This window comes from Kitasatospora sp. NPDC004615, assembly GCF_042873545.1.
Taxonomy (GTDB): Bacteria; Actinomycetota; Actinomycetes; order Streptomycetales; family Streptomycetaceae; genus Kitasatospora.
Genome location: NZ_JBIALQ010000003.1, coordinates 316,857 through 330,243, shown reverse-complemented (window position 1 = coordinate 330,243; position 13,387 = coordinate 316,857). Strand labels below are relative to the sequence as shown.

Genomic DNA, 13,387 nt, shown 5'->3' with positions numbered 1-13,387 from the left:
CTCTCCTTCCCCCGTCTTCCGGAACGACTATTCAGGCTGCACCGAGAGTCGGTCAACTCCCTTGCCCCGGCGGGATTCCCGATGGGTAGGCTCCGACAAGGACAGTGCCGAACACCGAACGGAACGGGGGCCAGGGGATGGACGAGCACCGGATACCGCCGCTGCGCGCCGGCCGCAGGGCCGCCGGAGCGGCCCTGCTCGGCTGGCTGGGGGACCCGAGGGCGCCGCGCCTGTGCCGGGTCTCCGGGTCGCCGGGCAGCGGCCGGACCCACCTGCTGGCCTGGCTGATCGCCGGCGCCACCGCCCCCGACACCCCCGTGGAACGGCGGGTCAACGCCTTCCTGCCCGCCGACGGGTACGGCGTCCGGGCCGCGGTCTGGCAGCTCGGACAGCAGCTGGACGTGCCGGCCCGCACCCCCGGGGACCTGCTCGACCGGCTGGCCGCCGACCCGCGGCGCACCGTGATCTGCGTCCCCGAGCTCGACAAGGCCCTCGACCCGGCCCGGCTGGTGGCCGAACTCCTCGACCCGCTCCTGGGGTTGCCGCACGTCCGGCTGGTGGTCGAGGCCACCCCGGAGCTCGCGTTCACCGCGGTCACCGGGCCCGCCGAACTCGACCTGGACGACCCCCGCTGGACCGACCGCGAACGCTGGGACGCCTGGTGCGAGCACGAGGGCCATGACCCGACCGGGTACCCGAACCCCGGGCGGGCCCTGGGCACCGCCGAGCCGCCCGCGCCGCCCGCCTTCGCCGACCTGCTGGCCCGCGTCCCGCTCGGCGCCGACGGCGGGCCCGACCTCCCCGCCGCCGGGACGGAGCTGCTCACCGGCCTGTGGGCGGCCGCGGCCCGCGCCGGCGAGCTCGGCCCGCTGGCCGCCGACCCGCTGCTGTACGTGCTCGCCGAACCCGTCGCCGTCACCGCCGCCCTGGAGAGCGCGGCCCCGGGCACCGCCCCCGCCGCGCTGGACGCCGCCTGGCAGGCCGCCGGCCCCGCGCTGATCGACACCCCCGAGCCCGCCGTCCGGGCCCACCAGCTCCGCGCCCGGCTGCTCGGCACCGACCCCGCGGACCCGGCGGTCGCCGTCGTCGCCGCATTCGCCGCCGACCGGCTCGGCACCGCCCCCGGCCGCTGGGCCGCCCGCTGGGCCCGTCACAGCCCCGGCGCGGCCGCCACCGCTCCCGGCGCCGGCCCGTACCTCGGCCAGTGGCTGCTCGCCGACGCGGGCGGCGCGGTGCACGCGCTCTCCCCGGCCGACGGCACCGTGCTCGGCCGGATCGCCGTGCCCGGCCCGAAACCGCTGCGCGCCCTCGCCGCCACCCCCGGCGGCAGCCTCGTCCTGCTGGACGTCTGGGGCGGCCTCGACCTGGTCACGCCCGGCCCGACCGCCCCCGGCCTCGATCCGTACGCCCTGGACGAGGCGCTGGCCCGGCTGCGCGCCGCCGTGGGTGGCGAACCGGCCGTCCTGGCCGCCGCTCCCGGCCTGCCCGGCGCGGCCCCGGCGCTCGGCGACAGCGGCGGCGGCGTGCACTGGTACCAGGACGGCGCGGTGCTGAGCGAGAAGCTGCACACCGGCCCGGTCACCGCGCTGGCGGCCGACGCGGTGGGCGCCGACCGGACCGGGCCCGGCGCCCCGCTGCTGGCCAGCGGCGGCCTGGACGGTGCCGTCCGGCTCTGGGGGCCCGGCTCCGAGCCGATGCCCGAACCCGCCGAGCGCCGCCCGTGCCCGGTCACCGCACTCGCCCTCGGCACCGGGCCGTCCGGGCTGCTGCTGGCCACCGCCTGGTCCGACGGCCTGATCCGGGTCAGGCGCCCGGAGCAGCCCGACAGCGTGCTCGACCTGCGCCTCGGCTCCCCGGCCGACGGGCTCTCACTGGCCGGCGACGTCCTGCTGGTGGGCCTCGACGAGGGCCCGCTCGCCGTCGACCTGAAGGGCTGACGGGAACGGGCCGCCCCCCGCGGTGGGGGACGGCCCGTCGGTGCATGTGCGTGCGGTTTACTGCTTGAGTTCGGCGTACGCCTCGGCGCTGCTGTCCTTCAGGAACTGCCAGCAGCGGGCCTCCTCCTCGGTCTCGCCGATCGAGCCGGCGGCCCGGGCGAGCGCGGCCAGGCAGCGCAGGAAGCCGCGGTTGCCGCGGTGCTCCCACGGGACCGGGCCGTGTCCGCGCCAGCCGGCGCGGCGCAGCTGGTCGAGGCCGCGGTGGTAGCCGGTGCGGGCGTAGGCGTAGGACTCGACGGTCCGGCCGGCCGCGAACGAGTCGTCCGCGAGCATCGCCCAGGCCAGGCAGAACGCCGGGTACTCGGCGGCCACCTGGGTCGGGGAGGCGGACTCCTCGGCGAGCATCCGGTAGGGCTGCTCCTCCTCGGGCAGGAGGGTCGGCTCCGGTCCGTCGAGCAGGTTCTTGTGCATCTCCATGGTGTGCCAGTCTGCCACTCGGGCGGCCGGTGGTCGCCGCTTCCGGAAACGCCGGTGCCCCGCACCCGGGCGGGTACGGGGCACCGGCGGTGGCGCTGTTACTTCATCCGCTTGCCGGCCGAGCGCAGCTGCTGCGCGGCCTCCAGCACGCGGGCGGCCATGCCGGCCTCGGCCAGCTTGCCCCAGGTGCGCGGGTCGTAGGTGTTCTTCTTGCCGACCTCGCCGTCGACCTTCAGCACGCCGTCGTAGTTGCGGAACATGTGGTCCACGACGGGGCGGGTGAAGGCGTACTGGGTGTCGGTGTCGAGGTTCATCTTGACCACGCCGTTCTCCAGCGCGGTCCGGATCTCCTCCGCGGTGGAGCCGGAGCCGCCGTGGAAGACGAAGTCGAACGGGTCCTGCTTGCCGTACTGCTTGCCGATCTCGGCCTGCAGGTCGGCCAGCAGCTCCGGACGGAGCACCACGTTGCCCGGCTTGTACACGCCGTGCACGTTGCCGAACGAGGCGGCCAGCAGGTAGCGGCCCTTCTCGCCCAGGCCGAGCGCCTCGGCGGTGCGCACCGCGTCGTTCACGGTGGTGTACAGCTCGTCGTTGATTTCGTGCGAGACGCCGTCCTCCTCGCCGCCGGTCGGGGTGATCTCGACCTCGAGGATGATCTTGGCGGCGGCGGCCTGGGCCAGCAGCTCCTGCGCGATGGACAGGTTGTCGGCCAGGGTCTCGGCCGAGCCGTCCCACATGTGCGACTGGAACAGCGGGTTGTCACCGCGGGCGACGCGCTCGGCGGAGATCGCCAGCAGCGGGCGGACGTAGCCGTCCAGCTTGTCCTTCGGGCAGTGGTCGGTGTGCAGGGCCACGGTGATGTCGTACTTGGCCGCGACGATGTGCGCGAACTCGGCCAGCGCGACGGCGCCGGTCACCATGTCCTTGTTGTGCTGGCCACCCAGGAACTCCGCACCACCGGTGGAGATCTGGATGATGCCGTCGCTCTCGGCCTCGGCGAAACCGCGCAGGGCGGCGTGCAGAGTCTGCGACGAGGTGACGTTGATGGCCGGGTAGGCGAACTTGCCCGCCTTGGCCCGGTCGAGCATCTCGTTGTAGGCCTCGGGAGTTGCGATGGGCATGCGAATCCGCTCCTGTCGGTGTGGGGCGATCGGACGACGCTGTCCGAAGGCTCGATACGCCTGTGGTTCACGACGGATGCGGCACGAGCTGAGGGTGGTTGCTCGACCGCGGGCCGGACACCTCGGTCATCTTCCCAGACTCGCCCCGCGGACACACCCAGCGGCCCGCAGGTTGGGACAACGGCTCGGGCGGGCGCTCCCGCAGGGGGGTTCGCGGGCCTCCGGCCGAGCCTTCGCGAAGCGAGTCGGGCTATCCTGCGCGCGTGGAACACATCCAGCTCGCCGTCAACGTCCTTGACGCCAAATCGCTCGTCGCCTCCGTCGGCGCCATCGGGATCCTGGCGATCATCTTCGCCGAGACCGGCCTGCTGGTCGGGTTCTTCTTCCCGGGTGACTCGCTGCTCATCCTGGCCGGTGTCGCCGCCTCCAGCGCCGCCCCGGCGGTGCTCGGCGACGGTGCCCAGATGAACATCGCCATGCTGCTGATCGGCGCGCCGCTCTGCGCGATCGCCGGAGCCCAGCTCGGCCACCTGCTCGGCCGCAAGGTCGGCCCGAAGATGTTCGACAAGCCGAACTCGAAGATCTTCCGGCCCGAGTTCGTGGAGAAGGCCGAGGACTACTTCGACAAGTTCGGCCCGGCCAAGGCCGTGGTGCTGGCCCGCTTCATCCCGATCGTGCGGACCTTCCTCAACCCGGTCGCCGGCACCCTGCAGATGCCCGCCAAGACCTTCCTGCTCTGGAACGTCGTCGGCGGTGTGCTGTGGACCGAGACCATGCTGCTGATCGGCTACTTCACCGGCGACCAGCTCGCCCCGGTGATCGACAAGTACCTGCTGCCCGCGATGGCGCTGATCATCCTGATCTCGATCTCGCCGATCATCGTCGAGGTGATCCGCGAGCGGAAGAAGAAGAAGGCCGGCGGCGCCGCCGAGGCCGAGGCCGCGGAGGCGCTCGGCAGCGGCCGGCACCGCAAGCACTGAGCCCGCACCGCTCGATGCGAGAGGCCCCGACCACCTTCCGGTGGCCGGGGCCTCTGGCTCGTTCCACGTGGAACCGGCGCGCTTCCCGGGCGCCGGTCCAGGGGCTCACAGGCCCAGGTCGTCCAGGGTGTACGCGGTGATGTACGGCAGGCCGGTCTCCGCGATCGCCGGGGCCGCGCCGCGCTCCACGATCACCGCGACGCCCACGACCTCGGCGCCCGCCTCGCGCAGCGCCTCCACGGCAGTCAGCACCGAACCGCCCGTGGTCGAGGTGTCCTCCACCGCCAGCACCCGGCGGCCCTTCACGTCCGGGCCCTCGATGCGGCGCTGCAGGCCGTGCGCCTTGCCCGTCTTGCGGACCACGAAGGCGTCCAGCTTGCGGCCGCGGGCCGCCGCCGCGTGCAGCATCGCCGCGGCCACCGGGTCGGCACCCAGGGTCAGGCCGCCCACCGCGTCGAACTCCAGGTCCGCCGCCGCGTCCAGCATCACCTTGCCGACCAGCGGGGCCGCCTCCGCGTCCAGGGTGATCCGGCGCAGGTCGACGTAGTAGTCGGCCTCCCGGCCCGAGGAGAGGGTGACCTTGCCGTGCACGACGGCCTTGTTCTTGATCTGCGCCAGCAGGGCGTCCCGGTCGTTGCTCATGGACAGCCAGTTTAGGTGCAGAAAGGGCCTCGTCAGCGCCGCCGCAGCGCCCGGACCAGCACCACCGCGCCGCCGAGCAGCGCCACCCCGCCGCCGATCACCCACGGCAGCGCGCTGCGCTCGCCGCCCGCGCCCGGCACCAGGGCCGGCTCCGCGCCGCCCCAGCGGGTGGCGGCCCGGGCCCGCGCGCTGTGCGCCGGCGGGGCGGGCGCGTACCGGCCGTGCGGCGGGGCGTGGTCGACCTCCTCCGCCGAGCGGCCGACGATGCTGCGCCGCACCGGGGCGCTCTCCTGCTCGAACGCCGGCTCCGGGCGGGTGACCGGCACCGGCTCGGGCAGGTCGTCCTCGCCGAACGCGATCAGGTCGGACAGGTCGTCGTCCAGGTCCGGGCCCTGTGCCCGCTCGTCCAGGAACACCACGGTCGCGCCGTCCGCCGGCTCGTCCTCGGCGTCCTCGCCCGGCCCGGACAGCTCGGCCACCAGGGCCGCCACCGCCCGGTCGATCAGCCGGCGGCCGGCCGTCTCCAGCACCGGGGCGGTGAAGCCCGCCAGCCGGCCGGACGCGGTCAGCGAGGTCGCGAAGCACACCACGGTCTCGCCCGGCCGCTCCCGCAGGGTGACCCGCAGTTCGGCGGTCACCGGGGCGGCGCCGCGGATCTCCTCGCCGGTCAGCCGCAGCTCCAGCGCGCCGTCCTGCCAGTCGCCCACCGACAGCCGGCCGGCGAAGGTGATGGTGGAGCCGGCGATCCGGACCTTGAGCCGGCTGTTCGCCGCCGAGGGCGCGGACGTGGACGCGACCGCGCTCAGCCCCGGCACGCAGCGGGCCACCAGTTCGCGGTCCAGCAGCGCCTCCCGCACCACCTCGGCGGGCACCGGGACGACAACCTCATGCTCCATACCAGCGAGCCTACCGACCGGCCGCCGCCGTGCCGAGCCCCGCACCCGAAGCCGGGCCGGGCGTGCCGCGAACGGGCGCACGGCGAACGGCGGTTCGAACGTCGCGGGCCCGGCCGGACGGCGCCCGGTCAGGGGCCGATCAGCGAGTGCGGCGGCGGCAGCGGCGACGGCCGGTGCGCGGACAGCCGGGCCGGGTGTGCCGTGAACGGGCGCACGGCGGACGGTGGTTCGAGCGCCGTGGGCCCGGCCGGACGGTGGCCGAGCGCGGCGACGGCCGGTGGGTGGACAGCCAGGCCCCGCGCCCACAGCCGGGCTGGGTGTGCTCGGAACGGGCGCACGGCGAGCGGTGGTTCGAGCGCCGCGGGCCCGGCCGGAGGGTGGTGCCCCGGTCAGGGGCCGATCAGCGAGTGCGGCGGCGGCAGCGGCGACGGCCGGTGCGCGGACAGCCGGGCCGCCGTGCCGCGCAGCCCGTCGACGGTGAGCGAACGCGGCGCGGGCGCGGCCGGGTCCAGCGCCAGCGCGGGCGCGTCGTGGGCGGCCAGCAGGAACGCCGGGGCGGGCCCGGCCGGCCCGCAGTCGTCGGCGGCCGGCGCGACGCCCTGGTACGGGACGGCGTCCAGCCCGGCGGCGGCCAGCCCCGCCTCGGAGCTCCACAGCACGCCGTCCGGGGCGCCGCCGCGCACCGCCAGCCGCCCGTCCGTGGCGAGGCGCCGGGCGGCCAGGCCGTAGAACTCGCGCGAGCGGTACTTGCCGTGCGCGGCCTCGTCGTCCAGGTCGGAGACGATCACGTCGAACTGGTCGGGGGTCTCCCGCAGCCAGCCCATCGGTTCGGCGGTCACCAGCCGCACCCGGGGGTCGTCCCAGGCGTGCTCGGTCAGCGCGTCGTAGGCGTCGTCCCGGCGGGCCAGCGCGGACAGTGCCGGGTCGCGCTCGACCACCAGCACGCTGCGCACCGCCGGGTGCCGCAGCACCTCGCGCAGCGCCAGGCCGTCGCCGCCGAGCACCAGCACCCGGTCGCTGGGGCCGCCGGCCAGCGCGGGGCGGACCAGCGCCTCGTGCTCGCGGTACTCGTCGGCGCCGCAGACGGCGAGCCGGCCGTCCAGGAAGAGCTTCAGCGGATCCGGCGGGAGCACGCCGGCCGGGCCGCCGGTGAGGACGATCTCCTGGTAGCGGCTCTGCGCCGCGTACCGGATCGGCCCGCCGTACAGGGCGTGCCGGGCGGCGCGCTCGATCGCGCCGGTGCAGGCGGCGGCCAGCCCGAGGACGGCGAGCACCAGGCCGCAGCCGGTCCACAGCAGCAGGCGGGCCCGCCGGGTGGGTTCGGCGCGGAACAGCCAGAGCACCACCACCGCCCCGGCGACGGCGTTGACGGCGCCCGTCACCAGCGCGCCGGCGGCCTGCCCGAGCGCGGGCAGCAGCACGAACGGGAAGGCCAGGCCGCCGATCAGCGCGCCCACGTAGTCGGCGGCGAACAGGTCGGCGACGGCCCGGCCGGCGTGCTCCCGCCGGATCCGCTGGATCAGCGTCATCAACAGCGGGATCTCGGCGCCGATCAGCAGCCCGATCAGCACGGTGGCGGCGACCAGCGCGACCAGCGTGGCGTGCGGCTGGCGCAGCCAGGCCCAGCCGCAGTACAGGGCGAGTGCGGACAGGCCGCCGGTCAGCGACAGCGCGTACTCGACCAGGGCGAAGGAGGTGGCGGGGCGGCGGGTGAGGCCCTTGGCGAGCAGCGAGCCGATGCCCATCGCGAAGACCATCACGGAGAGCACCACGGAGGTCTGGGTGACCGAGTCGCCCAGCAGGTAGCCGCCGAGCGCGACCAGTTCGAGTTCGTACACCAGGCCGCAGGCCGCGCAGACGAACGCGGCCAGCAGCACCAGGATCCGGGCCGGCCGGGCGGGCAGGGCGAGCGGTATGGCGCCCGCTGCCCGGATCGCGCCGCCGAGGCCCGCGGTGCGGGTGGCGGTGGGCCGGGACTCGGCCGCCGGCGGGGGAGCGGGGGCGTCCGGACCCGGCTGCGCGGACCGTCCGACCGGATGGTTGATCATGAATGAACGCTAGGCGAGAGCCCGGGTGAATGGCTGCGCCCAATCGGGGGACAGCGGGCGGCGTCCGGTTGACGTCCGGTCACCGTCCGGCCTGCGGTTCCGGTCCGTTTCCGGGGCCTAGCCGCTGTGCCCGCCGTGCCCGCTGTGCCCGCTCCGGCCGCCCTCGCCGCCCGGGGCTGCTTCGACGGTGCGGCGCAGCGAGAGCGAGGAGCGGGTGCACACCAGGCGGCCCTCCTGCGGGTAGGCGTGCCAGGTGCGCCAGTGCACCCGGCGGTCCCCGCAGTGGGCGACCAGCGCGGTGAAGGCGCTCGGGTCGCCGGGGAAGACCCCGGCCAGCGCCCGCGGGTGCCCTTCGACCAGGGCCAGCAGCTCCTGGGCGCGGGCCGCGAACACGTGCGGCGGGAGTTCCTCGATCCGGGCGGCGAACTCGTACTCCCAGCCGGCCACCTGCTCGGCGACCCGGGCCGGCAGCGGGGTGCGGCGGCCGGGCAGGCAGGCCACCGTCTCCAGGCAGTCGCCCGGGCCGGCCGCCAGGACGACCTGGTGGGAGGCGCCCAGCAGCCGCAGCTGGAGGGTGCCGCCGAGGGCGCCGGACCGGCCGGTCCCGTCGTCGAGTCCGATGTCACGGACGGCCAGCGCGGGAAGCGGATCGCCGCCCAGCTGCCAGGCCAGGTCGCCGGCGCGGGTGTCCGTGTAGGAGGTCTGCAAGGTGGTGAGCATGCTCGGCTCCGCGTTTCAGCTCCGTACGCGCCCCAACGGCCGGATTCCACTCCTCAGTGCGTGAGGCTGTTCGAGACTGTCTGATCCGGGGCGCGGCCGACCGGGGGGAAGGAGGAATTCCGGCTGGAGATTCAGCAGCAGAGAAGCATGAATTCTCCGGGTCCGTCAGGGATTTACCCATGTTTGGCACTCATTCACCGTTCTGAGGCCTGTGCCCGACTGGGTGTGATCGGTCCCGGGTTGCACTCTGTCCGACGGGCGCCACCACGCCGGTCTCGCGCGCCGTGCACTCCTGGAGTGCGCTCGGGGTGAAGGGCGTCCGGACACGACAGGACACCCGGCACCGGAATCGCCGCCCACCGGATGCCCCGTGCTCGCGGCGCCTCGCCGGGCCGGTGGGAACCGCATGGGAAGTCCCGTTCGGCCTTCGTGTTGGAACCAAGCAAGTGTCCGCTCGGATCTGGGGGTTGAGCGTTGTCGATCGAGTTACCGCCGGAGCTTGTCTGGATCACGGCAACGGCGGACACCGTCTGGTCACCATGTTCCCGGAACCCGACAGACAGAGGGAGGAACAGGTGAGTTTCCAGCCGTCCAGCATTCCGTACTTCGACGCCGACCCGGCGATCGGTACGTTCTTCCGCTACGCGCTCTCGCCCGAGTTCATCGACGACGTCCACGAGGCGCGGGTGAGCGCGGAACGACGGAAATCCGCGTTCTCCCGCCATCTTCGAGAGGCCCTGGAGTACCTACTGGGGGAGCGGCCCTGCGACGTGATCGACTGGGCCCGTCTCACCAAGGTTGCCTTCAACGATGAGGCGCATCTGTACGGTTACCTGCAGGATCTCTTCGACCACCTCTTCGAGGGCCGGAGCGAGCTGCCGGTGGCACCGGACCCGGAGGCCCCGATGCCGGACTGGGTCGACATGCTCTGGTCCTGACCTGTCGGTCCTTGCTCCGATCACACCCTGGAAGGAAGCGGCGACACCATGCCGCTTCGCAACGAGCTCCCGCCCCGCAGTGGGCCCTGGGCCAGCCGGTTCGACTCCGAGGACGCCCTGTACCAAGCCGAGGACGCCCTGCGGGCTGCGGCACTGAAGAACCACGACCTGTCGCCGATCCTCCCGTTCGAGGCGGTCTACGGCCCGTTCCTGGAGTGCGCGGGCAAGGCCACCGCGTTCGCGATCGATCCGACCGAGATCGGCCTCGGCGAACTCGGGCTGGATGCGCCGGGGGTGGACCGTCGGTTCGTGCACTTCTGCGCCGGGATTCTCGGAGTGGAGGCGGTCGACGATCTCGGTGAGCTGCGCGAGACCTTCGACGAGGCGTGGCCCGACTATCAGGACGTGATTCGGGCCGGCCTGCTGCACCTCATCCGCAACCGCCCACTGACGGTCGACCAGTGGTACGCGCTGACCTACATCCGCTTCCACGACCAGCGCCGGCTGACGGCGTTTCTGGGCCAGGTCTACGCCTACCTGTTCGACGGTTTCGACGCGATGCCGGTGGCTCCCCGGTAACGGGTGGGTCCTCAGAGCCGGTGCAGCCGCTCGACGGCGTCCCGCAGCACCGACTCCCGCTTGCAGAAGGCGAATCGGACCTGGCTGATGCCGAGGTCGGTGTTGTCGTAGAACACCGCGTTGGGAATCGCCACCACCCCGCACCGGCCGGGCAGCGTGCGGCAGAACTCGATGCCGTCCTTCTCGCCGAGCGGGGTGATGTCGGTGGTGATGAAATACGTGCCCTGCGGTTCGAACACCCGGAACCCGGCCTCGGTCAGCCCGGCGGCCAGCAGGTCGCGCTTGCGGTGCAACTCGGCGCGGAATTCGGCGAAGTACGAGTCGGGCAGCCGCAGCGCCTCGGCGACGGCGTACTGGAACGGGCCGGCCGAGACGTACGTCAGGTACTGCTTGGCGGTGCGGACGGCGGCGACCAGCTCGGGTGCGCCGGTGACCCAGCCGACCTTCCAGCCGGTGAACGAGAAGGTCTTGCCGGCCGAGGAGATCGCGACGGTGCGCTCGCGCATGCCGGGGAGGGCGGCGAGGGGGTGGTGGGCGCCGGCGAAGACCAGGTGCTCGTAGACCTCGTCGGTGATCACCAACAGGTCGTGCTCGACGGCCAGTTCGGCGATCGCGGCGAGTTCCTCCGGGGTCAGCACGGTGCCGGTCGGGTTGTGCGGGGTGTTGATCAGCAGGAGCCGGGTGCGCGGGGTGATCAGCGAGCGCAGCTCGTCGAGGTCCGGGCGGAACGCGGGCTGGCGGAGGGTGAGCGGCACCCGGACCGCGCCGGCCATCGCGATGCAGGCCGCGTAGGAGTCGTAGAACGGCTCGAAGGCGATCACCTCGTCGCCGGGCTCCAGCAGGGCGAGCAGGGCGGCGGCGATGGCCTCGGTGGCGCCGGCGGTGACCAGTACCTCGGTATCCGGATCGACCGTCAACCCGTAGAAGCGGTGCTGGTGTTCGGCGATCGCGGTACGCAGCTCGGGCACGCCCGGGCCGGGCGGGTACTGGTTGCCGCGGCCGTCACGGAGGGCCCGGACCGCCGCCTCCCGGACCTCCTCGGGGCCGTCGGTGTCCGGGAACCCCTGCCCCAGGTTGATCGAGCCGGTGGCGGTGGCCAGGGCGGACATCTCGGCGAAGATCGTCGTCCCCATGCCCGCCAGTCGGCGGTTCAGCAGCGGCCTTGCACCCATTGCGGCTCCTCGCAGGTTGTGGTCGGCCAATCCTCCGACGGCGGCGGGCCGTGGACAAGCACACAGCGGTGCTCGTTCCGGCGGGGCGGATCGGCGCAATCCGGGTTGCGGGTACCGGCCGCGCTGGATTGGCTGATCGCACGTCAAGAGACGTTTTCGATCGGTATGTCAGTCGGTGGGGGGTTACTACGGGGGCTATTGTGCGTGCACGAATTCTGTCTGCCGCGGCCGTGGCCGCCGTCCTCGCCATGACCCAGCCGGGCCTGGCTGTCGCCGACGAGGCGGACGACCCCAGTACCACCGTCACCTTCGTGGTCACCTCCGGCGCGCTGTCGCTGTCGGTACCGGCGTTCGCGACCCTCGGCTCGGGAGCGCCGGGCACCACGATCAGTTCCCCGATCGGCACCTGCACGGTCACCGACGACCGCGCCCTGCTCTCGGCATCCTGGACGGTGACCGCGGCGGAGACGGACTTCGCACACGGGGCGCAGACGATTCCCGCCTCCGACGCCACCTACACGGTCGGCTCGGTGACGACGACCGGCACCATCACCGTCACCACGACCAACGTGACGCTGAGCAACGCCGCGCAGACGGTGCTCACCGGAACTGCCGGGGTCGGGGACAACACCGCGACCTGGAACCCGACCGTCAGCGTCAACGTGCCCGCCTCGGCGGTCGGCGGGCAGTACACCGGCACGCTGACCCAGTCCGTGAGCTGACGCGATGAAGCGCGCGCGCAGGTACGTGGTACCGCTGCTGCTGCTGGCGGCCGCCGTCCAGACAGCCGCGGTGCTGCCGGCCATGGCGGACGGGATGCCTTCCCCGGTGCCGAGCACGGCCGAGCACGAGCGGCACGAGGAGCACGAGGAGCACGGGCGGCCGTCCCCGGAGGCGAACCCGGAGCAGCGGACCATCGGCATCAAGCTGCTCGACGCCCCGGAGGACCGCCAGGACGACCCCAGGGCGCACGCCTACATCGTCGACCACCTCGCGCCGGGCTCGACCATCGAGCGCCGGGTGGAGGTCAGCAACGAGTCGTCCACGCCGATGCACATCGACGTCTACGCGGCGGCGGCGTCCGTCGCGAAGGGGCAGTTCACCGTCGCGGCCGACCGCACCGCCAACGAGCTGACCGGCTGGACGTCGCTCGACACCACCGGCCTCGACCTGGCGGCCCACGAGACGGCGAAGGTCCGCGCCACCATCCAGGTGCCCAAGAACGCCTCCGCCGGCGAACGGTACGGCGTCATCTGGGCGCAGACCGGCCCGCCCGAGAAGCGTGCGGGCAATCTGACGCTCCTGGGCCGGGTCGGCGTCCGGATGTACCTCGACATCGGCCCGGGCGGTGAGCCGGCCTCGGACTTCGAGATCGAGCAGCTCACTCCCGGCCGGGGCAGCGACGGGCGGGCCGAGCTGCGCGCCCGGATCCACAACACCGGGGGACGTGCCCTGGACATCGGCGGGAGGCTGGTGCTCTCCGACGGGCCGGGCGGACTGCGCGCCGGACCCTTCTCCGCCAGGACGGGCACCACGCTGGCCCCGGGCGAGCGGGGGGACGCGATCGTCCCGCTGGACGCCCGGGTGCCGGAGGGCCCGTGGGCCGTGGAGCTGGCGCTCCGCAGTGGCCTGGTCGAGCACTCCACGCGGGCCACCGTCACGTTCCCGGCGGCTCCCGGCGCCACCGGGGCGGTCACCGCGGCGGTCGCCCGGGCCGGTCACTTCTCCACCCCGGTGGTCACCGGGCTCGCGGCCCTCGCGCTCGCCGCGGTGGGCCTGCTGCTGCCCAAGTTCCGTCGTCGGCGCCGCCGTTGACCACGGAAAGCCCGCTCGACCCTCCAGGCCGCGGCCCCGCCGGACACCGTCCGCCGGGGCCG

At 73.9% G+C, this 13,387-nt stretch carries 13 protein-coding genes; 6 read left to right on the top strand and 7 right to left on the bottom strand.

Features of this window, described 5'->3' with window-relative positions:
• Positions 1-137: 137 nt before the first annotated feature.
• Positions 138-1,937 carry a hypothetical protein gene (locus ACFYS8_RS12620; protein WP_387639656.1) on the top strand — a complete coding sequence of 600 codons (1,800 nt, stop codon included), beginning with the start codon at positions 138-140 and terminating at the stop codon, positions 1,935-1,937.
• A 57-nt stretch (positions 1,938-1,994) separates the two neighbouring features.
• Here the strand turns inward: ACFYS8_RS12620 and ACFYS8_RS12615 are convergent, their stop codons facing one another.
• Both ACFYS8_RS12615 and fbaA read right to left on the bottom strand, forming a co-directional pair.
• Positions 1,995-2,414, bottom strand: coding sequence for a DUF3151 domain-containing protein (locus tag ACFYS8_RS12615; RefSeq protein WP_387639654.1), 420 nt, complete (start codon positions 2,412-2,414; stop codon positions 1,995-1,997).
• 98 nt (positions 2,415-2,512) lie between these two features.
• The gene (fbaA, locus tag ACFYS8_RS12610; RefSeq protein ID WP_387639651.1) at positions 2,513-3,535 is read right to left on the bottom strand and encodes a class II fructose-bisphosphate aldolase; all 1,023 of its coding nucleotides are present in this window, start codon (positions 3,533-3,535) and stop codon (positions 2,513-2,515) included.
• Positions 3,536-3,798: 263 nt separating this feature from the next.
• Here fbaA and ACFYS8_RS12605 point away from each other — a divergent pair, with 263 nt between their 5' ends.
• The gene (locus ACFYS8_RS12605) at positions 3,799-4,515 is read left to right on the top strand and encodes a DedA family protein (RefSeq protein ID WP_387639649.1); all 717 of its coding nucleotides are present in this window, start codon (positions 3,799-3,801) and stop codon (positions 4,513-4,515) included.
• A gap of 105 nt (positions 4,516-4,620) precedes the next feature.
• On the opposite strand, the gene pyrE is transcribed toward ACFYS8_RS12605, so the two are convergent.
• The 4 genes from pyrE to ACFYS8_RS12585 all read right to left on the bottom strand — a co-directional run bounded on the left by pyrE (position 4,621) and on the right by ACFYS8_RS12585 (position 8,821).
• A complete protein-coding gene (pyrE, locus tag ACFYS8_RS12600) occupies positions 4,621-5,157 on the bottom strand; it encodes an orotate phosphoribosyltransferase (protein WP_387639646.1) in 537 nt (178 codons plus the stop codon).
• Between the two features lie 32 nt (positions 5,158-5,189).
• A complete protein-coding gene (locus ACFYS8_RS12595; RefSeq protein WP_387639644.1) occupies positions 5,190-6,053 on the bottom strand; it encodes a CoxG family protein in 864 nt (287 codons plus the stop codon).
• 389 nt (positions 6,054-6,442) lie between these two features.
• Positions 6,443-8,101: a spermidine synthase gene (locus tag ACFYS8_RS12590; protein WP_387639641.1), complete on the bottom strand. Its 1,659-nt coding sequence runs from the start codon at positions 8,099-8,101 to the stop codon at positions 6,443-6,445.
• A 117-nt stretch (positions 8,102-8,218) separates the two neighbouring features.
• The gene (locus ACFYS8_RS12585) at positions 8,219-8,821 is read right to left on the bottom strand and encodes a DUF2617 family protein (RefSeq protein WP_387639638.1); all 603 of its coding nucleotides are present in this window, start codon (positions 8,819-8,821) and stop codon (positions 8,219-8,221) included.
• Between the two features lie 575 nt (positions 8,822-9,396).
• Here ACFYS8_RS12585 and ACFYS8_RS12580 point away from each other — a divergent pair.
• Both ACFYS8_RS12580 and ACFYS8_RS12575 read left to right on the top strand, forming a co-directional pair.
• A complete protein-coding gene (locus tag ACFYS8_RS12580; RefSeq protein ID WP_387639635.1) occupies positions 9,397-9,759 on the top strand; it encodes a hypothetical protein in 363 nt (120 codons plus the stop codon).
• A 48-nt stretch (positions 9,760-9,807) separates the two neighbouring features.
• A complete protein-coding gene (locus ACFYS8_RS12575) occupies positions 9,808-10,338 on the top strand; it encodes a hypothetical protein (protein WP_387639633.1) in 531 nt (176 codons plus the stop codon).
• An 11-nt stretch (positions 10,339-10,349) separates the two neighbouring features.
• On the opposite strand, the gene ACFYS8_RS12570 is transcribed toward ACFYS8_RS12575, so the two are convergent.
• Positions 10,350-11,510, bottom strand: a complete 1,161-nt coding sequence (locus ACFYS8_RS12570) for a pyridoxal phosphate-dependent aminotransferase (RefSeq protein ID WP_387639630.1) — start codon at positions 11,508-11,510, stop codon at positions 10,350-10,352.
• A gap of 248 nt (positions 11,511-11,758) precedes the next feature.
• Here ACFYS8_RS12570 and ACFYS8_RS12565 point away from each other — a divergent pair, with 248 nt between their 5' ends.
• Positions 11,759-12,232, top strand: a complete 474-nt coding sequence (locus ACFYS8_RS12565; RefSeq protein ID WP_387639628.1) for a hypothetical protein — start codon at positions 11,759-11,761, stop codon at positions 12,230-12,232.
• Between the two features lie 4 nt (positions 12,233-12,236).
• Positions 12,237-13,325, top strand: coding sequence for a peptidase (locus ACFYS8_RS12560; protein ID WP_387639625.1), 1,089 nt, complete (start codon positions 12,237-12,239; stop codon positions 13,323-13,325).
• Positions 13,326-13,387: the final 62 nt, after the last annotated feature.